This window comes from Blastococcus aggregatus (assembly GCF_900221005.1).
GTDB lineage: Bacteria > Actinomycetota > Actinomycetes > Mycobacteriales > Geodermatophilaceae > Blastococcus > Blastococcus aggregatus.
In genome coordinates this window covers 601,776-624,876 of sequence record NZ_OBQI01000002.1, presented here as the reverse complement: position 1 = coordinate 624,876, position 23,101 = coordinate 601,776, and the positions used below count along the sequence as shown (strand labels likewise).

Annotated in this window: 25 protein-coding genes; 17 read left to right on the top strand and 8 right to left on the bottom strand. The window is 75.0% G+C overall.

Annotated elements, in window-relative coordinates:
* Positions 1-49 precede the first annotated feature (49 nt).
* From CRP29_RS08660 to tsaE, 6 genes are read left to right on the top strand one after another with little or no spacing between them, the layout of a single operon-like run.
* Positions 50-439: a holo-ACP synthase gene (locus CRP29_RS08660; protein ID WP_097194619.1), complete on the top strand. Its 390-nt coding sequence runs from the start codon at positions 50-52 to the stop codon at positions 437-439.
* Positions 436-1,908, top strand: a complete 1,473-nt coding sequence (locus CRP29_RS08655) for an NAD(P)H-hydrate dehydratase (RefSeq protein WP_097194618.1) — start codon at positions 436-438, stop codon at positions 1,906-1,908. The genes CRP29_RS08660 and CRP29_RS08655 overlap by 4 nt, the downstream gene beginning before the upstream one ends.
* On the top strand, positions 1,905-3,050 hold the full coding sequence (gene alr, locus CRP29_RS08650) for an alanine racemase (protein ID WP_097194617.1): 1,146 nt from the start codon (positions 1,905-1,907) through the stop codon (positions 3,048-3,050). Before CRP29_RS08655 ends, alr begins: the two co-directional genes overlap by 4 nt.
* Positions 3,050-4,225 (top strand): alpha/beta fold hydrolase, encoded by a 1,176-nt coding sequence (locus CRP29_RS08645; protein WP_097194616.1) that lies wholly within the window; start codon positions 3,050-3,052, stop codon positions 4,223-4,225. The genes alr and CRP29_RS08645 overlap by 1 nt, the downstream gene beginning before the upstream one ends.
* A 2-nt stretch (positions 4,226-4,227) precedes the next feature.
* Positions 4,228-4,866, top strand: a complete 639-nt coding sequence (locus CRP29_RS08640) for a uracil-DNA glycosylase (protein ID WP_097194615.1) — start codon at positions 4,228-4,230, stop codon at positions 4,864-4,866.
* Entirely contained in the window at positions 4,863-5,309 is a 447-nt protein-coding gene (gene tsaE, locus CRP29_RS08635; protein ID WP_097194614.1) for a tRNA (adenosine(37)-N6)-threonylcarbamoyltransferase complex ATPase subunit type 1 TsaE, read from the top strand. Before CRP29_RS08640 ends, tsaE begins: the two co-directional genes overlap by 4 nt.
* Positions 5,310-5,322: 13 nt before the next feature.
* On the opposite strand, the gene CRP29_RS08630 is transcribed toward tsaE, so the two are convergent.
* Complete coding sequence (locus CRP29_RS08630) at positions 5,323-5,766, bottom strand: GtrA family protein (RefSeq protein ID WP_245852653.1); 444 nt, start codon at positions 5,764-5,766, stop codon at positions 5,323-5,325.
* An 84-nt stretch (positions 5,767-5,850) separates the two neighbouring features.
* On the opposite strand from CRP29_RS08630, the gene tsaB reads away from it, so the two are divergent.
* From tsaB to tsaD, 3 genes are read left to right on the top strand one after another with little or no spacing between them, the layout of a single operon-like run.
* Complete coding sequence (gene tsaB / locus CRP29_RS08625; RefSeq protein ID WP_097194613.1) at positions 5,851-6,501, top strand: tRNA (adenosine(37)-N6)-threonylcarbamoyltransferase complex dimerization subunit type 1 TsaB; 651 nt, start codon at positions 5,851-5,853, stop codon at positions 6,499-6,501.
* Entirely contained in the window at positions 6,498-6,941 is a 444-nt protein-coding gene (rimI, locus tag CRP29_RS08620; protein WP_245852652.1) for a ribosomal protein S18-alanine N-acetyltransferase, read from the top strand. Before tsaB ends, rimI begins: the two co-directional genes overlap by 4 nt.
* Positions 6,938-7,972, top strand: a complete 1,035-nt coding sequence (gene tsaD, locus CRP29_RS08615; RefSeq protein ID WP_097194612.1) for a tRNA (adenosine(37)-N6)-threonylcarbamoyltransferase complex transferase subunit TsaD — start codon at positions 6,938-6,940, stop codon at positions 7,970-7,972. The genes rimI and tsaD overlap by 4 nt, the downstream gene beginning before the upstream one ends.
* 30 nt (positions 7,973-8,002) lie before the next feature.
* Here tsaD and CRP29_RS08610 read toward each other — a convergent pair whose 3' ends face one another.
* Complete coding sequence (locus CRP29_RS08610; RefSeq protein ID WP_097194611.1) at positions 8,003-9,238, bottom strand: class I SAM-dependent methyltransferase; 1,236 nt, start codon at positions 9,236-9,238, stop codon at positions 8,003-8,005.
* Between the two features lie 208 nt (positions 9,239-9,446).
* Between CRP29_RS08610 and groES the strand changes: the two genes are divergently transcribed.
* Positions 9,447-9,755: a co-chaperone GroES gene (gene groES, locus CRP29_RS08605; RefSeq protein WP_097194610.1), complete on the top strand. Its 309-nt coding sequence runs from the start codon at positions 9,447-9,449 to the stop codon at positions 9,753-9,755.
* Positions 9,756-9,881: 126 nt separating this feature from the next.
* Positions 9,882-11,525, top strand: coding sequence for a chaperonin GroEL (gene groL / locus CRP29_RS08600; protein WP_097194609.1), 1,644 nt, complete (start codon positions 9,882-9,884; stop codon positions 11,523-11,525).
* Between the two features lie 175 nt (positions 11,526-11,700).
* Here the strand turns inward: groL and CRP29_RS08595 are convergent, their stop codons facing one another.
* A complete protein-coding gene (locus tag CRP29_RS08595; RefSeq protein ID WP_097194608.1) occupies positions 11,701-12,000 on the bottom strand; it encodes a WhiB family transcriptional regulator in 300 nt (99 codons plus the stop codon).
* 347 nt (positions 12,001-12,347) lie between these two features.
* Here CRP29_RS08595 and CRP29_RS08590 point away from each other — a divergent pair, with 347 nt between their 5' ends.
* Positions 12,348-13,079, top strand: coding sequence for a response regulator transcription factor (locus CRP29_RS08590; RefSeq protein WP_097194607.1), 732 nt, complete (start codon positions 12,348-12,350; stop codon positions 13,077-13,079).
* Between the two features lie 149 nt (positions 13,080-13,228).
* On the opposite strand, the gene CRP29_RS08585 is transcribed toward CRP29_RS08590, so the two are convergent.
* The gene (locus CRP29_RS08585; RefSeq protein WP_097194606.1) at positions 13,229-13,606 is read right to left on the bottom strand and encodes a DUF5319 family protein; all 378 of its coding nucleotides are present in this window, start codon (positions 13,604-13,606) and stop codon (positions 13,229-13,231) included.
* Positions 13,607-13,742: 136 nt separating this feature from the next.
* Between CRP29_RS08585 and guaB the strand changes: the two genes are divergently transcribed.
* The 3 genes from guaB to guaA are packed head-to-tail and all read left to right on the top strand — an operon-like array spanning position 13,743 to position 17,958.
* Entirely contained in the window at positions 13,743-15,257 is a 1,515-nt protein-coding gene (gene guaB, locus CRP29_RS08580) for an IMP dehydrogenase (protein ID WP_097194894.1), read from the top strand.
* Positions 15,258-15,259: 2 nt separating this feature from the next.
* Positions 15,260-16,396, top strand: coding sequence for a GuaB3 family IMP dehydrogenase-related protein (locus tag CRP29_RS08575; protein ID WP_097194605.1), 1,137 nt, complete (start codon positions 15,260-15,262; stop codon positions 16,394-16,396).
* Positions 16,396-17,958, top strand: a complete 1,563-nt coding sequence (guaA, locus tag CRP29_RS08570; protein ID WP_097194604.1) for a glutamine-hydrolyzing GMP synthase — start codon at positions 16,396-16,398, stop codon at positions 17,956-17,958. Before CRP29_RS08575 ends, guaA begins: the two co-directional genes overlap by 1 nt.
* Position 17,959: 1 nt before the next feature.
* Here guaA and CRP29_RS08565 read toward each other — a convergent pair whose 3' ends face one another.
* The 3 genes from CRP29_RS08565 to CRP29_RS08555 form a co-directional block, all read right to left on the bottom strand.
* Positions 17,960-18,718: an META domain-containing protein gene (locus CRP29_RS08565; protein ID WP_097194603.1), complete on the bottom strand. Its 759-nt coding sequence runs from the start codon at positions 18,716-18,718 to the stop codon at positions 17,960-17,962.
* Between the two features lie 110 nt (positions 18,719-18,828).
* Entirely contained in the window at positions 18,829-19,068 is a 240-nt protein-coding gene (locus CRP29_RS08560) for a hypothetical protein (RefSeq protein WP_091981615.1), read from the bottom strand.
* Entirely contained in the window at positions 19,061-19,996 is a 936-nt protein-coding gene (locus tag CRP29_RS08555) for a PspC domain-containing protein (RefSeq protein WP_097194602.1), read from the bottom strand. The genes CRP29_RS08560 and CRP29_RS08555 overlap by 8 nt, the downstream gene beginning before the upstream one ends.
* 124 nt (positions 19,997-20,120) lie before the next feature.
* Here CRP29_RS08555 and CRP29_RS08550 point away from each other — a divergent pair, with 124 nt between their 5' ends.
* Positions 20,121-21,311: an ATP-binding protein gene (locus CRP29_RS08550; RefSeq protein ID WP_097194601.1), complete on the top strand. Its 1,191-nt coding sequence runs from the start codon at positions 20,121-20,123 to the stop codon at positions 21,309-21,311.
* Positions 21,308-21,958 (top strand): response regulator, encoded by a 651-nt coding sequence (locus tag CRP29_RS08545; protein WP_097194600.1) that lies wholly within the window; start codon positions 21,308-21,310, stop codon positions 21,956-21,958. Before CRP29_RS08550 ends, CRP29_RS08545 begins: the two co-directional genes overlap by 4 nt.
* On the opposite strand, the gene CRP29_RS08540 is transcribed toward CRP29_RS08545, so the two are convergent.
* Entirely contained in the window at positions 21,924-23,081 is a 1,158-nt protein-coding gene (locus CRP29_RS08540) for a serine hydrolase domain-containing protein (protein WP_097194599.1), read from the bottom strand. The genes CRP29_RS08545 and CRP29_RS08540 overlap by 35 nt on opposite strands.
* Positions 23,082-23,101: the final 20 nt, after the last annotated feature.

Genomic DNA, 23,101 nt, shown 5'->3' with positions numbered 1-23,101 from the left:
GGGAGGACGGCGTGCGGCGGGCCGGACGGCGGCGCGGCAGACTGGTCGCGTGATCATCGGGGTCGGGATCGATGTGGTGCCGGTCGAGCGGTTCGCCATGTCGCTCGAGCGCACCCCGGGTCTGCGCGACCGGCTGTTCACCGCGGCCGAGCAGTCCACCCCGTCGGGGGCCCCCCGCAGCGGTGAGTCGCTGGCCGCGCGGTTCGCCGCCAAGGAGGCGCTGGCCAAGGCCCTCGGCGCCCCGGGTGACCTGCACTGGCACGACGCCGAGGTCACCGTCGGCGATCACGGCCGCCCGCACCTCGAGGTGCGCGGCAGCGTCGCCGGCCGTGCGGCCCAGCTCGGCGTGACGAGCTGGCACCTCTCGCTCAGCCACGACGGTGGGATCGCCTCGGCGATCGTCGTCGCCGAGGGAGTCGTCCGCGGGGACGCCGGATGATCGGGCTGTTCACCGCCGACGAGGTGCGCGCCGCCGAGGCGCCGCTGCTGGCCGCCACCCCGCCCGGCACCCTCATGCAGCGGGCTGCCACCGGCCTCGCGACGGTCTGCGCCCGGCTGCTCGGCTCCACCTACGGGCGCCGGGTCGTCCTGCTGGTCGGGGGCGGCAACAACGGCGGCGACGCGTTGTTCGCCGGCGCCTCCCTGGCCGGCCGCGGTGCCCGGGTGACCGCCGTCCTGCTCGACCCCCAGCGCGCGCACCCGGCCGGGCTGGCCGCGCTCCGCCGCGCCGGTGGGCGCGTCGCCGCGGCGGGGGACAGGGGCACGGATCAGCTCATCGCCCGGGCCGACCTCGTGCTCGACGGGATGCTCGGCATCGGCGGCCGCGGGGGGCTCCGTCCCGACGCAGCCGAGCTCACCCGGGCGGCGGCCGAGGGCGCGGGCATCACGGTCGCGGTCGACGTCCCCAGTGGCGTGGACGCCTCGACCGGGGCGGTGGACGGCGTCGCGTTCCCGGCGATGCACACGGTCACCTTCGGGGCGGTCAAGCGCGGCCTGGTCGTGGGGGAGGGGCGGGGGCACGCCGGGCGGGTGCACCTGGTCGACATCGGTCTGGCTCCGCACCTGCCCCCGCCGGGCGTCCGGCAGCTCACCGACCCCGACGCGGCCGCCCGCCTGGAGCCGCCGTCGGCCGGCGACGACAAGTACTCGCAGGGCGTCGTCGGCGTGGTCGCGGGCTCGGCCACCTACCCGGGCGCCGGGGTGCTGTGCACGGGCGCTGCGCTGCGCACCCGGCCCGGGCTGGTCCGCTACGCCGGAGCCGCGGCCGAGGGCGTGCGGGCGGCGTGGCCGGAGGCCATCGTCACCGCGGGGCGACCCGGCGAGGCCGGACGGGTGCAGGCGTGGGTGGTCGGCCCCGGGATGGGCACCGACGACGCGGCGCGCGACGTGCTCGCCGAGGTGCTGGCCACCGACGTGCCGGTGCTCGTCGACGCCGACGCCCTCACCCTGCTGGCCCGTGAGCCGGGGCTGGTGCGGCGGCGGAGCGCTCCCACCGTGCTCACGCCGCACGACCGCGAGTTCGAGCGGTTCGGTGCGCCCGTCGGCGCCGACCGGATCGGCGCCGCCCGCCGGCTCGCCGCCGAGCTCGGCGCCGTCGTGCTGCTCAAGGGCGACGGCACCGTCGTCGCCGATCCCGACGGGACGGCGTTCGTCAACGGGACGGGTACCGCGGACCTGGCCACCGCCGGTACCGGCGACGTCCTGAGCGGCATCGCCGGCGCGCTCCTGGCCACCGGCTTGCCCGCGGCAGAGGCCGCCGCGGTCGCCGCGCACCTGCACGGCCGGACCGGCCAGCTCGCCGCGCGGCGCGGACCGCTGATCGCCGGGGACCTGGTGCGGCGGTTGCCGGAGGCCGTCGGGCGTGTGCGCGGGATCCCGGTGGACGGGCTGGGAGACTCGGGCGCGTGACCTCGACCCCTGGATCCGGCCGCGCCGAGGTGGTGGTCGACCTCGACGCCATCGCGGCGAACACCGCCGTGCTGCGCGCGCGCGTCGATCGGCCGCTCATGGCCGTGGTCAAGGCCGACGGCTACGGGCACGGTCTGGTTCCCGCCGCCCGCGCGGTGCTGGCCGGGGGCGCGGACGCGCTCGGCGTCGCCGTCGTCGACGAGGCGCTCGCCCTGCGGGCAGCGGGAGTGACCGCGCCGGTCCTCGCCTGGCTCAACGGCCCCGGCGCGGACGTCGCCGCGGCCCTGGCGGCCGACGTCGAGCTCTCCGTCAACGCGGGCTGGGGCCTGGACGAGGTCGTCGCCGCCGCGCAGGCGGCCGGGCGGACCGCACGCGTGCACCTGGCCATCGACACGGGGCTCTCCCGCGAGGGCGCCACCCCCGGCGAGTGGCCCGGGCTGGTCGCCGCCGCGGCGCGCGCGCAGGCCGACGGCGACGTCGCCGTCGTGGGGCTGTGGAGCCACTTGGCCTACGCCGACGCGCCCACCCATCCCACGATCGGTGCGCAGGTGCGGGTCTTCGAGGAGGCGACCGCGGTCGCCCGCGACGCGGGACTCACCGACGCCCGGCGGCACCTGGCGAACTCGGCCGCCACCATCGCGCTGCCCGAGACGTGGTTCGACCTGGTGCGCCCCGGCATCGCCCTGTACGGCCTGGACCCGCTGGGCGGTGACCCCCTGCAGTACGGCCTCCGCCCCGCCATGACCGTGCGCGCGCAGGTGGCGCACACCAAGCGCGTGCCCGCCGGCTCGGGCGTCTCCTACGGCCACACCTACGTCACGGAGCGGGAGACGACCCTGGCGCTCGTGCCGGTCGGCTACGCCGACGGCATCCCCCGCGCTGTGGGCAACCGGGCGCCGGTCCTGGCCGCAGGCGCGCAGCGGCGCATCGCCGGCCGGGTGTGCATGGACCAGTTCGTGCTCGACGTCGGGGACGACGCCATCGGCGCCGGCGACGACGTGGTGCTGTGGGGCCCCGGCGACGACGGCGAGCCGACGGCGCAGCAGTGGGCCGACGCCGCCGACACCATCCACTACGAGCTGGTCACCCGGGTCGGGGGCCGCTTCACCCGCCGCTACGTCGGCACGGCCGGCACGCGCTGATGGCCCGCGAACCGCACCACCTCCCGCACCCCTCCGCGCACACCGTCGGCGTCGTCGGCGCGGTCGTCGGGCTCGCCGCGGCCGGCACCGCGGCGGGCGTCGCCCTCACCCGCATCGCCCGGCGCCGGCTGGACGTCGGCTGGCCCCGCGCGGCCGATCTGGCGGAGGTGCCCGAGGCGGAGCTGCGCGCGAGCGACCCGCTCGGTCCCGACGCCCGCCGCGCCGACCGCACGGCGTTCGTCCGCGCCGACGACGGCGTGCTGCTCAACGTGGAGGAGGTCGGCCCGCACGACGCCCCGCTGACCGTCGTCTTCGTGCACGGCTACGCGCTGTCGCTGCACTCCTGGGCCTTCCAGCGCCGGACCCTCGGGGCGCAGCTGGCCACGGCGAACGGGCACCGGCCCACGGCCCGGCTGGTCTTCTACGACCAGCGCGGGCACGGGGCCTCGGGCCGCGGGGCCAGCGAGAACTCGACCATCGCGCAGCTGGCCGGCGATCTGGCCGCCGTGCTCGAGGCGCGGGTGCCGCGTGGCCCGGTCGTGCTGGTCGGTCACTCCATGGGCGGCATGACCGTCATGGGGCTGGCCTCGCTGCGGCCGGACCTGTTCGGCACCCGGGTCGTCGGCGCGGCACTGATCTCGACCTCCAGCGGCAACCTGGCCGAGCTGAACTTCGGGCTGCCCGAGTTCCTCACCCGCGTCCGGGCGGCGGTGCTCCCGGTCGCGGCGTGGACGATGCGGCGGCGTCCCGCCTTCGCCGAGCGCACCCGCCGGGTGACCGCCGACCTCGTCTCGATCGTCACCCGGTCGCTGTCCTTCGCCTCGGCCGACGTCGACCCGGCGCTGGTGCACTACGTCGACGCGATGATCGCCGGGACGCCGGTCGAGGTGATCGCGGAGTTCTACCCCTCGCTGGCCGGCCTGGACGAGACCGGCTCGCTGGACCCGCTGCGCCGCGTCCCGACCCTGGTGCTCACCGGCGATGCGGACCGGATGATCCCCAAGGAGCACAGCGAGCTGCTCGTGGAGCGACTCGGGCCGGAGGGCGACGGCAGGGTCGAGTTCGTCGTCATCCCCGACGCCGGGCACATGGTGCTGCTGGAGAAGCCCGGCGTGGTCGGCGATGCGCTCACCGCCCTGCTGCGCCGGGTCACCGCCGTGCAGGCGGGGAGCTGACGATGGCCGCACCGCGCCCCCCGCGGCTGGACGCGCCCGCCGAGGAGGTGGCGCGCACCGCGGCCGCGGCGCCCGACTGGGCCGCGCTGGCCACCGCCGCCCGCGGGTGCGTCGCCTGTCCCGAGCTGGCCGCCACCCGGCAGCACGTCGTCGTCGGCGACGTCCCGGCGTCGGGCCGGCCGCGCCTCGTCCTCGTCGGCGAGGCGCCGGGCGCGACCGAGGACGAGACGGGCCGGCCGTTCGTGGGGAGGTCGGGTCAGCTGCTGGACCAGCTCCTCGGCGAGGCGGGACTGGACCGGGCGGAGGTGGCCGTGCTCAACATCGTGAAGTGCCGGCCGCCGGCCAACCGGACGCCGAAGGCCCCGGAGGTGGCGCGCTGCAGCGGCTGGCTGCGCCGCCAGCTCGAGCTCCTGGACGCCCGGGTGGTCGTCGCGCTCGGCCTGTCGTCGGCGAAGTGGTTCCTGGGGCCGCGGACCGTGCTCGCCACCGTCCGCGGCCGCCCGCACGACGTCGACGGGCGCGCCGTCTGGGCCACCTACCACCCGTCGGCGGCGATCCGGTTCGGCCCGAAGGGGGCGCCCCGGGCCGGGCTGCTGGCCGACCTCACCGCCGTCGCGGCGTCGTCGGAGGGGACCGCGTGAAGCCTGAGCACCTGCTGCCCACCGTCGAGGACACCGAGCGGCTGGGCGCCGAGCTGGCGGGGATCGTCGTCCCCGGTGACCTGGTGATCCTGGTCGGACCGCTGGGGGCGGGGAAGACCGCCTTCACCCGCGGCTTCGGCCGCGGTCTGGGGGTGACCGAGCCGGTCACCTCCCCGACCTTCGTCATCGCCCGCGTGCACACCGGCGGCCGGCTGCCGCTGGTGCACGTGGACGCCTACCGGCTGGGCGGAGCCGCCGACGTCGACGACCTGGACCTCGACGTCACCGTGGCCGACTCGGTGACCGTCGTGGAGTGGGGACAGGGCCTGGTCGAGCAGCTGGCCGACGAGCACCTCGAGGTGCGGCTGGCCCGCCGTGACGACGACGTCCGCACCGCGCTGCTCGTGCCGCACGGCCCCGGCTGGGAGCAGCGGATCGGCTGAACGGCCGGCCCGCTCAGTGCCGGAAGACGACCAGCCGCAGCATCACGAAGTTCCAGGCGGTGCCCAGGCCCTGGGAGATCGCCCAGGCCAGCGTGATCTTCCAGGACGACTCGGGCAGCACCACCAGCGCGAGCGCGTTCACACCCAGGATCAGGAAGAACGTCGTCCCGTAGAGCAGCGCGAAGCCGCCGGCCCGCCGCGCGCCGCCCTCCACCTGGAAGGCCCAGCGCCGGTTGAGCGCGTAGGCCGTCGTCGTGCCGACGACGAAGCTGAGCGCGCGGGCGACGTAGGTGGACAGCCCGAGGTGCAGCCCGAGCGAGTAGACGGACAGGTCGACGACGGCGCTGAAGCCACCGACGAGCGCGAAGCGGACGAGCTGGCCCACCAGCCCCGGGCGTGCCGCTGCCGCCGCGTCGTCCCGGGCCGCGTCGTCCCGGGCCACGTCGTCCTGGGCCACGACCACGTCCTCCCGATGCGTCCGGCCCGTCGCCGGTCCCGGGCATTCTCACCCACCCGGTTCCGCGCACTACCCTGGCCTCCCGTGCTCGTCCTCGCGCTCGACACCGCCACCCCGACCCTCGTCGCGGGCGTGGCCCGGTGGTCGCCCGAGGCGACCGAGGTGCTCGCCGAGCGGGCGGTGCCGTCGGGCACGAAGCACGCGGAACTGCTCACCCCCGCGATCCGGGCGGCCCTGGACGACGCCGGGGTGGCGCTCGCCGAGATCGACGCCGTCGTCACCGGGCTGGGCCCGGGTCCGTTCACCGGGCTGCGGGTCGGGATCGTGACGGCCGCCGCGCTGGCCGACGCCCGCGGGCTGCCCGTGGTGGGCGTCTGCTCGCTGGACGCCGTCGGCTCGGGAGCGCGCACGGTCGTCACCGACGCGCGACGCAAGGAGATCTACTGGGCCGCCTACGACGCGGCGGGGGTCTGCGTCGAGGGGCCCGACGTCGTCCGCCCCGCCGAGCTCGGCCGGCCGGGACCGTTCGTCGGCGACCCTGCGTTCGCGGAGCGGCTCGGGGCCGAGGTGGTCGAGGCCCAGGTGACGACGGCGGGACTGCTGCGCGCGGCGTCGGCCCAGCTGGCCGATCCGGCTCTGTTCGACGGCCCGACCCCGCCCGCGCCGCTGGTGCCGCTGTACCTGCGCCGCCCGGACGCCGTGCCGCCGACGACGATCAAGGCGGTGACGCAGTGATCGCGCTGCGGCCGATGCGCCTGACCGACCTGGCCGCGGTCATGGAGCTCGAGGAGGAGCTCTTCGCGCCCGACACGTGGACGGCGGCGATGTACCGCGAGGAGCTGGCGCTGACCGACACCCGCCACTACCTCGTCGCCGAGGACGACGGCGCGGTCGTCGGGTACGCCGGCCTCATCGCCTACGACGACGAGGCCCATGTCGCCACCATCGGCGTCACCGGCACCCGCCAGGGCGAGGGCATCGGTGCCCAGCTGCTCGACGCGCTGCTCGCCGAGGCCGACCGGCGCAGCCCCGTGGTGCTGCTCGAGGTGCGGGCGGACAACGAGCACGCCCAGGAGCTCTACCGGCGGCGCGGGTTCGCCGAGATCGGCCGCCGACGCGGCTACTACCAGCCCAGCGGCACCGACGCCGTCGTGATGAAGAGGACGAAGCCGTGAACGAGCCGCTGGTCCTGGGGTTCGAGACCTCGTGCGACGAGACCGGGGTCGGGATCGTGCGCGGGCACACCCTGCTGGCCGACGCCCTGGCGACCTCCATGGCGGAGCACGAGCGCTTCGGGGGCGTGGTGCCCGAGATCGCCTCGCGGGCGCACCTGGAGGCGATGGTGCCGACCGTGCACCGTGCCCTGGCCGAGGCCGGCATCGCCGCCTCCGACATCGACGCCGTCGCGGTCACCAGCGGCCCGGGGCTCACCGGCGCGCTGCTGGTCGGGGTCGCCGCCGCCAAGGCCTACGCGCTGGCGCTGGACAAGCCGCTGTACGGCGTCAACCACCTCGCCGCGCACGTCGCCGTCGACGAGCTGCAGCACGGGCCGCTCGCCGAGCCCTCGATCGCGATGCTGGTCTCCGGCGGGCACAGCTCGCTGCTGCTCGTGCCCGACCTCGCGCAGGACGTGCAGCCGCTGGGCCGGACGATCGACGACGCGGCGGGGGAGGCCTTCGACAAGGTGGCCCGCGTGCTCGGGCTGCCCTTCCCCGGCGGACCGCCGATCGACAAGGCCGCCCGAGAAGGCGATGCCTCGGCGATCGCGTTCCCGCGCGGGCTCACCGGGCGCGGGGACGCGCCCTACGACTTCTCGTTCTCCGGGCTGAAGACCGCCGTCGCCCGCTGGGTGGAGGCGCGGCAGCGCGCCGGGGAGCCCGTTCCGCTGGCCGACGTCGCGGCGTCGTTCCAGGAGGCGGTCGCCGACGTGCTGACCGCCAAGGCCGTGCGGGCCTGCCGCGACCACGGCGTCGACCACCTCGTGCTCGGCGGGGGAGTGGCGGCCAACTCGCGGCTGCGCGCCCTGGCCGAGGAGCGGTGCGCTGCGGCCGGCATCGTGCTGCGGGTGCCCAGCCCGAAGCTGTGCACCGACAACGGCGCCATGGTGGCCGCGCTCGGCTCGCGGCTGGTCGCCGCCGGCGTCGCGCCGTCGGCCCCGGACCTGGGCGCCGACAGCGCCCTGCCGATCACGACCGTCAGCCGCTGACCCCCAGGGCAGGAATGGCCGTCTCTGCCCTCAGGGGGTGACGTCGCAGACCAGCACGGTGGGCGCACCGGCGACGCGGGTGACGACGACGGTCGCCGTGCCGCGGGCGTCGGTGCGCAGCTGGCGGGCGAGCTGCTCGGGCTCGATGGGGGAGCCGCGCTTCTTCACCACCACGCGGCCGACGCCGCGCGCCCGCAGCAGCGCCTTGAGCTTCTTGAGGTTGAACGGCAGCACCTCGTCCACCCGGTACGAGCTCACCCAGGGGGAGTCGGTGGGGGCGTCGGAGCAGAGGTAGGCGATCGTCGGGTCGACCAGCGTCGCGCCGAGGTCCGCCGCGACCAGCGACATCAGCCCGGAGCGGATCAGCGCCGGGTCCGGCTCGTGCAGCCAGTCGCGGACCGGGCCGGCCTCGGCGTGCCCGGGGTCGGCGTCGGCGGTCAGCTCGTGCACGACGCCGTCGCGCACCTGGGCGGCCCGCCGCCAGGTCGTCGCCACCGCCGGGCCCCAGAGCAGCGCCTCGACGATCGAGCCGCCGACCGACACCCACTCCGCCTCGATGCCGGGCGGCACGCGGTCGTGGTCCAGGCCGGGCGCCACCTTCACCACCGACGTCGGCACCTTGGCGAGCAGCATCGCGACCGTCGACCACGGCGGCGACCAGCGGTCGGGGTCCAGCTGGCGCCGGCCGCCCGCCCGTCGCGCGGGATCGAGGACGGCGGCGCCGCAGCCGGCCACCTCGCCGCCGCGCGCCGCCTCGACCAGCTCGACGGCATCCCCGGCGACCACCCACACGTCGTCGGCGACGCCGAGCGCCTCGACGTTGGCGGCGGTCAGCTCGCGGGCGACCGGGTCGCGGTCGACGGCCAGCACGCGGGCGCCGGCGCGAGCGAGCGCGATCGTGTCCGTGCCGGCGGCGCAGCCGAGGTCGGCGACGGAGTCGGCGCCGCCGGCCAGGAGCCGGGCGGCGCGGCGGGCGGCCAGCTCGGGGCGGCCGGCCTGCTCGAGGGCGTCCGCGGTGAACAGCAGCCGGTCGGCGTCCTCTCCGAAGGTGGATCGGGCCTTGAGCCGCTGGCGCGCGATGCCCCATGCCGGCCCGGCCAGGTCCGCGCCGACCTCGGCGCGCAGCCGCGTCAGGCCGGCGACCGCATCGGTCCCGGCGTCGAGCAGCGCCCCGGCCCGGGTCAGGGCCGCCGCGCCCTCGGGCGTGGCCAGGGCGCGCAGCTGGCGCACCGTCTCGGCGGCCTGCGCGTCGGTGTCCGGGTCCACGGGCACAGCGTGGCGCACGGACCGAGCCGCTCCGCCGTCACCCACCCCGGGGACCGGGTTGAACGGCTGGCACTCTCGTAGGTAGAGTGCCAACCGACACGGGCTGGCGCCCGACCCCCGCGACGGCGGGTGCCCGGATCCCGTGCCACAGCATCAGCACCACCAGCACCTGCCACCTGCCGTCCTACACCGAAGGGGGCGCCACATCGTGACGACCGCTACCAAGGTCAACATCAAGCCGCTCGAGGACCGCGTCGTGGTCCAGGCCAACGAGGCCGAGACCACCACGGCCTCCGGCCTGGTCATCCCGGACACCGCCAAGGAGAAGCCCCAGGAGGGCACCGTCGTCGCCGTCGGCCCCGGCCGCATCGACGACAACGGCAACCGCGTCCCGCTCGACGTGAACGTGGGTGACGTCGTCATCTACTCGAAGTACGGCGGCACCGAGGTCAAGTACGCCGGTCAGGACTACCTGGTCCTCTCGGCGCGCGACCTGCTCGCCGTCGTGGAGAAGTGACCTCCTAGTCACCGGCTCCACCAGCACTCCGACCGCCCCGGGCGACCCGAACTCGGGTCCCGGGGCGGTCGTCTTTTCGGGTGCCTCGTACCCGCCCGACCCACCCACTGATCGAGAGGCTCCTTCATGGCCAAGATCATCAAGTTCAACGAGGACGCCCGGCGCGGCCTCGAGCGCGGCGTCGACAAGCTCGCCGACGCCGTGCGCGTGACCATCGGCCCGCGCGGCCGCAACGTGGTCATCGACAAGAAGTTCGGTGCGCCCACCATCACCAACGACGGCGTGACCATCGCCCGCGAGATCGACCTCGAGGACCCCTTCGAGAACCTCGGGGCCCAGCTCGCCAAGGCCGTCGCCACCAAGACCAACGACGTCGCCGGCGACGGCACCACGACCGCCACGGTGCTGGCCCAGGCGCTGGTCCACGAGGGCATGCGCAACGTCGCGGCCGGGGCCAACCCGATGGCGCTGGGCCGGGGCATGCGCGCCGCCCTCGAGGCCGTGCACGGCGCGCTGGACGCCGCCGCGATCCCGGTCGTGGACCGCGCCGCGATCTCCGGCGTCGCCACCATCTCCGCCCAGGACGCCACCGTCGGCGAGCTCATCGGCGAGGCCATGGAGCGGGTCGGCAAGGACGGCGTCATCACGGTCGAGGAGAGCAACACCCTCGAGACCGACCTGGACGTCACCGAGGGCGTGCAGTTCGACAAGGGCTACCTCTCGCCGTACTTCGTCACCGACCAGGAGGCCATGGAGGCCGTCCTGGACGACACCCTCGTGCTGCTGGTCAACGGCAAGATCGGCGCCCTGGCGACCCTGCTCCCGCTGCTGGAGAAGGTGCTCGGCGCCGGTGCGCGCCCGCTGCTGATCGTCGCCGAGGACGTCGAGGGCGAGGCGCTCTCGACCCTCGTCGTCAACTCGATCCGCAAGACGATCAAGGTCGTCGCGGTCAAGTCGCCCTACTTCGGTGACCGCCGCACCGCGTTCATGACCGACCTCGCCGTCGTCACCGGCGCGCAGGTCGTCAGCGAGGACGTCGGCCTGTCGCTGGAGTCCGTCGGCCTGGAGGTGCTCGGTACCGCGCGTCGGGTCACCGTCACCAAGGACACCACCACGATCGTCGACGGCGGCGGTGCCTCCGACACGATCGCCGACCGGGTGGCCCAGATCCGTCGCGACATCGAGAACACCGATTCCGACTGGGACCGCGAGAAGCTGGCCGAGCGGCTCGCCAAGCTCGCCGGTGGCATCGGCGTCATCCGCGTCGGCGCTGCCACCGAGGTGGAGCTCAAGGAGCGCAAGCACCGCATCGAGGACGCCATCGCGGCCACCCGCGCGGCGGTCGAGGAGGGGGTCATCCCCGGCGGTGGCTCGGCTCTGGTGCACGCGGCCGAGGCGGTCGACGCGCTGTCCCTCGAGGGTGACGAGCTGACCGGTGCCCGCGCCGTCCGCACCGCCCTGGACGCCCCCGCGGTGCAGATCGCGGAAAACGCCGGCTTCGAGGGCCGCGTCGTCGTCAGCAAGATCCGCGAGGCCGGCAAGGGGCAGGGCTTCAACGCCGCGACCGGCGAGTACGGCGACCTCTCCGCGCAGGGCGTCATCGACCCGGTCAAGGTCACGAAGGCCGCGCTGGAGAACGCCGTCTCGATCGCGGCGATGATCCTGACCACCGACTCCGCCGTCGTCGAGGCGCCGGAGGAGGACGACGAGCACGACGGTGGGAACCACACCCACGGCCACTCGCACGGCGGCCACGGTCACTCGCACTGACCTGAGCCCCGCTGGGATCAGGTGACCTGATCCCAGCGCGTCCTCCCTCACCGCACACCGTGAGGGAGGACGCGCTGCGGTGAGGGAGGACGCCGTCCCGCACCGCACCGAGCACGCGAGAGGGCCCGGTCCAGGAATCCTGGACCGGGCCCTCTCGGCGTTCGTGGGGTGCCGGCTAGACCCCGGCGGCGACGGCAGCCGGCTCGGCGGCGATCAGCCGGGCCCGCTCCTCCTCGCTCATCCCGCCCCAGACCCCGTAGGGCTCGCGCACCGAGAGTGCGTGCTTGAGGCAGGCGTCGAGGACGGGGCACCGCCCGCAGACGGCCTTGGCCGCGGCCTGACGACGAGCCCGGGCGGGCCCGCGTTCACCGTCGGGGTGGAAGAAGAGGGACGTGTTCTCGCCACGGCAAGAACCGTGGAGCTGCCAGTCCCAGACCTCGGCTACGGGAGTCGGGAGTCTGCGGATGTCGGCCATGTCTCCTCCAGGCGTCGATCGAGCCGGAGGACTGTCCGGCTGCAAGGGGCCGGTGCCCGAGGCCCTGGATGGTCAAACACGTCGTGATCGCAACTTTTCGCGCGAACCACCCGTCCGTGGCCCTCACCCCCGGGGGTGAGGGGTGCTGTTGCCCGCCTCGGAAGGCGCTCAAGGTGGAACAGCGTCGTACCGGAAACGGGAGGGGGACCAGCCCGGATCCGGTGCGCGCAGCGCGGAGGCGCGGGGTTCCCCGGACGGGGAGCCCCCGCCCGAGCGGAACCCGGCCGGGGTCAGCCCCGGCCGGTACGGACCCGGCACCGACCGCCGGGCGGAGCGAGGAGCAGGCCTTGATCGACGACAGGATGCGCGCCACCGGCAACCCCGGTGCGACCGTGTGGGTGTACGACGAGCGCCGCCGGGTCCGGGACGACGTCGCCTCGCGGCTGGTCGCACTGTCCTTCGTCGGCCGGGTCGAGGTGGTGGGTGACCCCGCCTCGCTGATGTCGCGGCTGGACACCCGCACCCCCGACGTCCTCATCGTCGGCACGCAGCGCGCCGTCGACACCGGGCTGACCGCCGCCACCCAGGCGCTGCGCGCCCACCCCGGCCTGCCGGTGCTGGTGCTCGGAGCGCCGGACGACGCCGAGAGCGTCCGCGCGGCCGTCGCCTTCGGTGCACGCGGCTACCTGCGCTGGGACGCCAGCCCCATCGAGATGGGCCTGGGCCTGTCCCGCGTCGGTCTGCGTCCCGAGGGCGCCCGCATCCCGCAGCAGCACAACGGCAACGGCTCGCTGGTCAGCGCGTCGGCGTGGAGCGGCGCCGCCCCACTGGCGGGCTCCGCCCCGACCACGGTGCGCTCGACCGTCCGGGACGCCGCGCCCCCCGCCGCGCTGTCGATGCGCGAGATGCAGGTGCTCACCGGCATGAGCCAGGGCAAGAGCAACGCCCAGATCGGCCGCGAGCTCTACCTGTCCGAGGACACGATCAAGACCCACGCCCGCCGGTTGTTCCGCAAGCTCGGCGCCAAGGACCGCGCCGAGGCCGTCGCCATCGGCTTCCGCCGGGGGGTCATGTCCTGAGAGCGTGATCGCGCCGAGTGGGGCCCGGAGGGTCCCGCGCAGGCGTGATGGACGCGCTCAGCTCAGCAGGGGTACGGCACGTGGTCGCGGTGCGATCCGGAGGATCGCAGTGTCACGGCCCCACTCGGCGTGATCATGCCGGGTGGGGGTCACTCCTCGCGGGCGGCGGCCGCGGCCACGCCGTCGGCGTAGCCGCTGGCGTAGTCCCAGCTGACGTAGTCGTCGGGGTCGGGGTCGAACGGCGGCTCGTGCCGGCCGGTCTGCCCCTCGTCGAGGAGCTGGCGCAGGTTGGCCTGCATGAGCGGCCAGTCGACGTGGTGCTCCTCGTCGCAGTCGGGGCAGTCGACGACGATGCCCTTGACGCCCGTGGGCTCCAGCAACGTGCGGAACACCTCGAGCTCGGCGAGGTCGTCGAGGACGCCGGCGCGCTCCTCGATGGTCAAGGGCGGCGGACCCCCGTCGCCCGGACCGAAGTCCGGGTCGTGGGCCCCGAAGTCGAGGCCGGAGCCGTCGTCGAACGCAGACACGAGGCCAACGGTAGCCGCCTGGCAGGCGGAGCACCGCCCGCCCGGCGGTGCCGCCTACGATCGAGCCTGGACTTCCTGCGCCCGGTCGGGGTGCCGGCCGGAGTCCGTTCCCGATGGTGGAGGGGTGGCGGCCCACATGCAGCCCGATTACGTGCCCGAGCTGCCGGCGAAGTTTGCCCCGCTCGGACTGACCTACGACGACGTGCTGCTGGTACCCGGCGCCTCCGACGTCGTCCCCGCCGAGGTGGACACCAGCAGCCGGGTGACCCGGCGCATCCGGCTCGCCGTGCCGCTGCTGTCCAGCGCCATGGACACCGTCACCGAGTCGCGCATGGCGATCGCCATGGCGCGCGTCGGCGGCATGGGCGTGCTGCACCGCAACCTCTCCGCCGAGGACCAGGCCAGCCAGGCCGACCTGGTGAAGCGCTCCGAGGCCGGCATGGTCACCAACCCGGTCACCTGCTCGCCCGAGAACACCCTCGCCGAGGTCGACGCGCTCTCCGCGCGGTACCGCATCTCCGGCGCCCCGGTCGTCGACGCCGACGGCGTGCTGGTCGGCATCGTCACCAACCGGGACATGCGGTTCGAGACCGACTACAGCCGCCTCGTCCGCGACGTCATGACCCCGATGCCGCTGATCACCGCCCCGGTCGGCGTCGACGCCGACACGGCCCTGCAGCTGCTCTCCAAGCACAAGGTCGAGAAGCTGCCGCTGGTCGACGAGGCCGGCCGGCTGCGCGGGCTGATCACCGTCAAGGACTTCGTCAAGCGCGACCAGTACCCGCTCTCCACCAAGGACGCCAACGGCCGCCTCGTCGTCGGCGCCGCCCTCGGCGTGGGCGAGGACGCCTACAAGCGGGCCGGCCTGCTGGTCGACGCCGGCGTCGACGTGCTCGTCGTCGACACCGCGCACGGCCACCAGCGCGCGGTGCTCGAGATGGTCGCCCGGGTCAAGAAGGACTTCGGTGGTGACGACGGCATCGAGGTCGTCGGCGGCAACATCGCCACCCGCGCGGGCGCGCAGGCGCTCATCGACGCCGGTGCCGACGCGGTCAAGGTCGGCGTCGGGCCCGGCTCCATCTGCACCACCCGCGTGGTCGCCGGCGTCGGCGTCCCGCAGGTCAGCGCCATCTACGAGGCCTGGCTCGCCGCCGGTCCGGCCGGCGTCCCCGTCATCGCCGACGGCGGCCTGCAGTACTCCGGCGACATCGCCAAGGCCCTGGTCGCGGGTGCGGACACCGTGATGATCGGTGGCCTCTTCGCCGGCGTCGAGGAGGCGCCGGGCGAGCTGGTCTTCATGAACGGCAAGCAGTACAAGACCTACCGCGGCATGGGCTCGCTGGGCGCGATGCAGAAGCGCGGCAGCCAGTCGTTCAGCCGCGACCGGTACTTCGCCGACGACGTCCTCTCCGACGACAAGCTCGTCCCCGAGGGCATCGAGGGCCAGGTGCCCTACCGGGGCGCGCTCTCCGGCGTCGCCCACCAGCTCGTCGGCGGGCTGCAGGCCTCCATGGGCTACGCGGGCGCCGCCACCATCGACGACCTCAAGGAGCGCGGACAGCTGACCCGCATCACGTCGGCCGGGCTGGTCGAGAGCCACCCGCACGACATCCAGATGACCGTCGAAGCCCCGAACTACCGGGGGCGCTGACCATGAGCGCACGCGACACCGTCGAGATCGGGCTCAACCGCTTCGCCCGCCGCGGCTACGACCTCGACGAGGTCTCGATCGTCCCCTCCCGGCGCACCCGCGACGTCGACGACGTCTCGACCGCCTGGCAGATCGACGCCTTCCGCTTCGGCATCCCGCTGGTCACCAGCCCGTCGGACGCCGTGGTCAGCCCGGCGGCGGCGATCGCCGTGGGGGAGGCCGGCGGCCTGGGCGTGCTCAACGCCGAGGGTCTGTGGGCCCGCTACGAGGACCCGCTGCCGGTCTACCGGAAGCTGCGCGAGGCCGCCGACGGTGGGGCGCCCCCGGTGGCGCTGCTCCAGCAGGTCTACGCCGAGCCGGTGCGGCCCGAGCTCATCGCCGACCGGATCCGGGAGATGCGCGACGCCGGCGTCACCACCGCCGTCCGCGTCTCGCCGCAGCACACCGTGCAGCTCGCGCCGACGGTGCTCGCCGCCGGCGTCGACCTGCTGGTCATCCAGGGCACGATCGTCTCGGCCGAGCACGTGACCAGCAACGGTGACGCCCTCAACCTCAAGGAGTTCATCGCCGACCTCGACGTCCCGGTGATCGTGGGCGGCGCGGCGAACTACACGACCGCGCTGCACCTCATGCGCACCGGAGCGGCCGGCGTCATCGTCGGCGTCGGCGCCGACAGCTTCTCCACGACCGACGCCGTCATGGGCATCCGCGTGCCGCTGGCCAGCGCGATCGCCGACGCCGCCGCGGCCCGGCGGGACTACCTGGACGAGACCGGCGGCCGCTACGTGCACGTCATCGCCAACGGCCGGATCGAGACCAGCGGGGCGATCGCCCGCGCGCTGGCCTGCGGTGCCGACGCCGTCCAGCTCGGCGAGCCGCTGCGGGTCGCGGCGGAGGCGCCCGGCGGCGGCATCTGGTGGGACTCGGTGGCGGCGCACCCGCGGCTGCCGCGCGGGACGACGTCGGCCCCGGTCGAGCCGGTGGGATCGCTGCACGACGTGCTGCACGGGGCGGCGGAGTCGGCCGACGGCCGGACCAATCTCTTCGGTGCGCTGGCCCGCACGATGGCCAAGACCGGCTACCGCGACCTCAAGGAGTTCCAGCGCGTGGACCTCGTGATCGGTGGGTCCGAGGACTGATGGACTTCCCGACCGTCCTCGTCGTCGACTTCGGCGCCCAGTACGCGCAGCTGATCGCCCGGCGGATCCGGGAGGCCGGGGTCTACTCCGAGATCGTCTCCTGCGAGGTCCCGGCCGAGGAGATCGTCGCCCGCAAGCCGGCGGCGATCGTCCTGTCCGGCGGGCCCTCCAGCGTGTACGCGCCGGAGGCCCCGCAGGTCGACCCGACCTTGTTCGAGTCCGGCGTCCCGGCCTTCGGCATCTGCTACGGGTTCCAGGCCATGGCCGCCTCGCTCGGCGGCACCGTGGCCCGCACCGGCGACCGCGAGTACGGCGGCACCCCGCTGACCGTCACGACCGGGGGCCGGCTGTTCGGCGACCTGCCGCTGGAGCAGAACGTCTGGATGAGCCACGGGGACGCCGTCAGCGCCGCCCCACCCGGGTTCACCGTCACCGCGACCTCCACCGGCGCCCCGGTCGCGGCGTTCGAGGACGTCGACCGCAGGCTCGCCGGGGTCCAGTTCCACCCCGAGGTGCGGCACACCGCGCACGGGCAGACCGTGCTCGAGCACTTCCTCTTCGACATCGCCGGCCTCGAGCCCACCTGGACGATGGCCAACATGGTCGAGGAGCAGGTCGAGCGGATCCGCACCCAGGTCGGCGAGGGCCGGGCGCTGTGCGCGCTGTCCGGTGGGGTGGACTCCGCCGTCGCCGCCGCGCTCGTGCAGCGCGCCATCGGTGACCGGCTCACCTGCGTCTACGTCGACCACGGGTTGATGCGCGAGGGTGAGACCGAGCAGATCGAGCGGGACTTCGTCGCGATCACCGGGATCGACCTGCGGGTGGTCGACGCCCGCGAGCAGTTCCTGGACGCGCTGGCCGGGGTGTCCGACCCCGAGCAGAAGCGGAAGATCATCGGCCGCGAGTTCATCCGCGTCTTCGAGCAGGCGGCGCTCGACGTCGTCGGTGACGCGAAGGAGCACGGCGACCAGGCCGACTTCCTCGTCCAGGGCACGCTCTACCCCGACGTCGTCGAGTCCGGCGGCGGCTCCGGGACGGCGAACATCAAGAGCCACCACAACGTCGGCGGCCTGCCCGAGGACCTGCAGTTCACCCTCGTGGAGCCGCTGCGCACCCTGTTCAAGGACGAGGTGCGCGAGGTCGGCATCCAGCTCGGGCTGCCCGAGTCGATGGTGTGGCGCCAGCCCTTCCCGGGCCCGGGCCTCGGCATCCGGATCGTCGGCGAGGTGACCCAGGAGCGGCTGGACATCCTGCGCAAGGCCGACGCGATCGTCCGCGCCGAGCTCAGCGCGGCCAAGCTGGACCGCGAGATCTGGCAGTGCCCGGTCGTGCTGCTGGCCGACGTGCGTTCGGTCGGCGTGCAGGGCGACGGCCGCACCTACGGGCACCCGATCGTGCTGCGGCCGGTGTCCAGCGAGGACGCCATGACCGCGGACTGGACCCGGCTGCCCTACGACGTGCTGGCGAAGATCTCCACGCGGATCACCAACGAGGTGGCCGAGGTCAACCGGGTCACCCTGGACGTCACCAGCAAGCCGCCGGGCACCATCGAGTGGGAGTGAGTCACCCGGCCCGGTAGACCAGGCCGCGCCCGTCGGGAGCGGTGAGGGTCAGCCGGTCCTCGGTGATCTCGACGGCGGGACCGGCCTGCAGCACGGCGGTGACGTGCGCGTCCTGGCCCACCAGGTCCGGCGGGCACGCCGCGCCGTCGGGGAGCAGGTCGTCGAGGACCAGCGCCTCGTCCTCGAGCAGCCAGGTGGCGGTGAGCGTTCGGCAGCCGGTGGTCGCCTCGGCCCGGCGGTCGGCGCCCAGCACCAGGACGGCGGGGTCCCCGGTCGTCGACGACGCCGTCTCCCCGTCGACCAGCGACTCGAGCAGCCAGCGGGCGCCCTCGAGCGGGCTGTCCGGCACGGCCGGGACCGGCCCGAACCGCAGTTCGACGCCCGCACCGGTGAGCAGCAGGTCGGCGCCGTCCAGCACCGCGGTGTCGACGGCGGCCAGCGCGGCCAGGTAGGTGCTCTCGGCGGACATCACGTCCGGCTCGCAGCCCATCTCCGTCTGGCCGATGTCGCCGATCGAGAAGGTCGCCCCGTCCAGCTCGTAGGAGGCGAAGAAGCGGTTGCAGAACGCCACCCCGTCCGCCTTCCCGCCCGAGAGCGCCAGGGTGGCGGTCGTTCCGGGAGGGATGGGCAGCTCCGCGCCGAGGGCCGTCCCGGACGTCAGCTGCCACTCGCCGGTGACGTCGGGATCGTCCGAGGCGGAGTCCGTCCCGCAGCCGGCGAGCACCAGCACTCCGGCGAGGAGCAGCACGAGGCGGCGCATGCCTGCTCGACGCCCGGGCGCCGGACCTGGTTCCCGCGACGCGGCGAGGGCCCGGGGAGCGGATCGCTCCCCGGGCCCTCGACCCTGCCCGTCCGCGGACGAGCGGATCCTCAGCGGCGGCGGCGCGACCGGCGCAGCTCGCTCACCATCAGCGCGATCCCGGCGACGATCACCACGATCCACGCCAGCACGCCGTCGAACAGCTCCTCCGGCAGGTCCGCCGGCGACATGAGCACGATCGCCAGGGCGATGAACACCAGCCCGGGGATCAGGGCGCCGAGGTCGGGGCGGCGACGCGGAGGTGTGCCGTCCTCGGTCTCCAGCGGGGTCACTGCTTGCCAGTCAGCCACGGGTCACCTCCACGTTCCCGACGCCGGCGTCGACGTCCAGGATGATCTCGAACTCGTCGTCGCCGACCCACGAGCCGGTTCCGGTGCCGTCGAACGTGCCGTCGGTGAGCCCGTCGCGGCCGAAGATGCTCACCTCACCCATCCCGGAGTCGACGGTCACCTGCACGTCGGCGTCGCGGGGCAGGACGATCTCGACGTCGCCGAGCCCGTGGTCGACTCTCGTGCGGATCGGCCCGTCCAGGTCGCTGACGTCGACGTCGGACAGGTCGACGGTCATGTCGCCGACCCCGCCCTCGTAGACCGGGCGCACCTCGGCGGCGCTGCTGGGCGCGAAGGTGCGGTCACCGAACCCGCCCCCGGCCTTGTCCCACGGCACCGACTCCGCGGCGATCAGCGCCAGCGAGAGGACGGCGCCGAGCGCGATGAGCCCGCCGCGGGCGGTGCGGCCCCCCGTGAACGACGCGGCGACGAGCCCGGCGCCGACGACGAGCAGCCCGCCGCCGAGGAAGACGGTGGCGTCGAGGTCGAGGTCGGTGAACCGGGCGACCAGGGCCAGCGCGCCGACCACGATGAGCACGCCGGCGAGGGTCATGCCCGGCACCGGGGAGCGCGGCCCCGCCGGCGGGCGGGGCGTCGCCGCCTCGGCGCCCGCCCGGCCGGCGTCGGCAGGCATGAGCAGCCACAGCAGCAGGTAGACGAGGACGCCGGTGCCGCCGGCGAGCGCCAGCGCGACGAAGCCGACCCGCCACAGCAGCGCATCGATGCCGCTGTACTCGGCCAGCCCCCCGCCGACGCCCCCGATCACCTTGTCGCTGCGACTGCGGCGCAGCTGGGGGCGGTCGACGGGGCCGGGGGGCGGCGGAGGCGGTTGCCAGGCCGGCGGCTCGAGCGGCGGCGCCGGTGGCGGAGGAGGGGTTGCCGATGTCATGGCACCGAGACTGCCGACCGTCGCGTCCCTGGACCATCAGGGAAGGCCCCCAACCGACCCTGGTTCCTCTCCGGGGGTGATCACCGGTACCGGTCGCCCACGACGCGGTGCGACGATTCCCGGCGTGACCACCACCCTGTCCGCACCACCGCGGCGCCCGCCGCTGGTGCGCCCGCGGTCGGGGCGGGCCATCGCCGGGGTCGCGGCGGGCACGGCCACCCACCTGCGGCAGGACCCGCTGGTGGTGCGGGTGGCCTTCGCCCTCCTCGCGACGACGGGCATCGGCATCGTCGCCTACGGGCTGCTGTGGTTGACCATGCCGGTGGCCGCGCCCGGCGACGAGCACGACGCGCCGCCGCCGATCCCCGGCTGGCGGCCGAGCGGCGCCCGCCAGTGGATCGCCACCGTGGTCCTCGGCCTGGTCGCGGCCAGCCTGCTCGGCCAGCTGACCCGCTGGACGAGCTCCGACGTCGTCCTGCCGCTGGTGCTGGTCGGGGCAGGGCTGGCGGTCATCTGGCGGCAGCTGGACACCGATCGCACGCTCGCCGTCGCCGGAACCCGCTGGACCCTGGCCGGAGGCGTGCTGCTGGCCGGCGCCGGGCTGGTCTTCCTCCTGGCGACGACGGGGCAGCTGGCCAACGCCCGCAACGGGTTCGCCGCCACCCTGGTGCTGCTCACCGGCCTGGTCCTGGCCACCGCCCCGCTGTGGCGGCGGCTGCTCGACTCCCGCGACGAGGAGCGCGCGGCCCGGATCCGCTCGGAGGAGCGCGCCGCGGTCGCCGCCCACCTGCACGACTCGGTGCTGCAGACCCTCGCGCTGATCCAGCGGCACGCCGAGGACCAGCAGGCGGTCAGCCGGCTGGCCCGCAGCCAGGAGCGGGAGCTGCGCGCCTGGCTCTACGACCCGAAGGTCGTCCGCGAGGGCGGCACCTGGGCCGGCCTGGTGGCGGCCATGGTGGCCGAGGTGGAGAGCGACCACGCCCTCGTCGTCGACCACGTCGTCGTCGGCGACGCCCCGGTCGACGACGCGCTGGCCGCGCTCGGTGCGGCCACCCGCGAGGCGCTGGTCAACGTGGCCAAGCACTCGGGGGTGACCGCCGCGGACCTGTACACCGAGGTCACGCCGCAGCGGGTGTCGGTGTTCGTGCGCGACCGCGGGGTGGGCTTCGACGCCGACGCGGTGCCGTCGGACCGGCGCGGCCTGCGCGACTCGGTGACCGGCCGCATCACACGCCTGGGCGGGACGGCGCACATCCGCTCCGCCCCCGGAGAGGGGACCGAAGTGGAGCTCGAACTGCCGGTGGGGACCTCATGACGCGGGTGTTCCTGGTCGACGACCACGCGATGGTGCGCGCCGGCGTGCGCGCGGAGCTCGGCGACGACGTCGACTTCGTGGGCGAGGCGCCGGACGTGCCGACCGCCGTGGAGGGCATCCGCGCCACCCGCCCCGACGTCGTCCTGCTCGACGTGCACCTGCCCGGGGGCGGTGGCCGCGCCGTACTCGAGACGCTGCGCGCCGAGCTGCCGGACGTGAAGTGGCTGGCGCTCTCGGTGTCCGACGCGGCGGAGGACGTCATCGCCGTGATCCGGGCGGGCGCCAAGGGCTACGTCACCAAGACGATCTCCGGCCCCGACCTGCTCGACGCCGTGCGGCGGGTGGCCGACGGCGACGTCGTCTTCAGCCCCCGGCTGGCCGGGTTCGTGCTGGACGCCTTCTCCGCCGCCGGTGCCGCGCCCGTTCCCGCGGAGGAGGCGACCGACCCCGGCCTGGACCTGCTCAGCGCCCGCGAGCGCGAGGTCATGCAGCTGCTCGCCCGCGGCTACACCTACCGGGAGATCGGCTCGCGGCTGTTCATCTCGGTGAAGACCGTGGAGTCGCACGCCTCGAACGTGCTGCGCAAGCTCCAGCTGTCCAACCGCAACGAGCTCACCCGCTGGGCGGCGACCAACCGGTTGTTGTGAATGCGGCGGAGCGGAACGCGTCGAACAGCGGCGGGGGCTGCGGGGAGGCCCACATCTGGTTGGTGAGCAGCACGGCGGTCACCCCGGTGACCGGGTCGGTCCACCACGAGCTGCCGAGGCCGCCGTCCCAGCCGTAGGAGCCGGCGTGCCGGCCACCGGGCTCGTCGGTGATCCGCACGCCGATGCCCAGCCCCCAGCCGCCACCCTCGTCGTCGACCGGGCCCACCTGCTCGGTGGTCATCGCGCGCACGGCGTCCCCGGTCAGCACGCGACGCCCGTCCGGAGCGCATCCGCCGGTCTGCAGCATCCGCGCGAAGGCGGCCACGTCGTCGACGGTGGACACCAGCCCGTCGCCGCCGTCGGGGAAGGCGGGCGGCCGGGCCCACTGGCCGTCGGCGGCGTCGTAGACCTCCCGCCGGCCGTCGGGGCCGGGCGGGGTCCAGTGCGGACCCAGCCGGTCGCGGGCCGACGGTGGCACCCCGAAGCCGGTGCCGTCCATGCCCAGCGGTCCGAGCACCCGCTCGGCGAGGACCTCGGGCAGCAGCCGGCCGGCGGCGCGGGCGATCAGCACGCCCAGGACGCCGGCGCCCAGGTGGTAGAGCCAGCGCTCGCCGGGCTGGGCGGCCAGCGGGACGGTGCCGAGCAGCCGCAGCCACTCGTCCGGCGGTGGAGCGGCCTGCGGTGCCGGCGGACCGACGGGCAGCCCGGCCCCGGCGAGGGCGGTCATCGTGGGGGAGGGCCACGGCCCCGTGAAGTCCAGCCCCAGCCCGAGCCGGAAGGTGAGCACGTCCCGCACGCTGATCGACCGGGCGGCGGGCACCGTGCCGGCGGCCGCGTCGGTCGGGTCGAGGAGGACCCGCCGGTCGGCGAGCTCCGGCAGCAGCTCGTCGACCGGCTGGTCCAGCTCGAGCAGGCCGTCGTCGACCAGCGCCATGGCGGCCGCGGCGACGATCGGCTTCGTCGTCGAGGACAGGCGGAAGACCGTCTCCGGGTCGATCCCGTCGCCCGCCGCGCCCCGGGACAGCACCTCGCCGTGCCGGTCCACCCGCCAGGCCGCGCCGGGCACCTGCCCCTCGGTCACCGCCTCGGTCACCGCCGCCGCGATGCGCTCCACCTGACCCATGCCGCCTCCTCGCCGTCCTG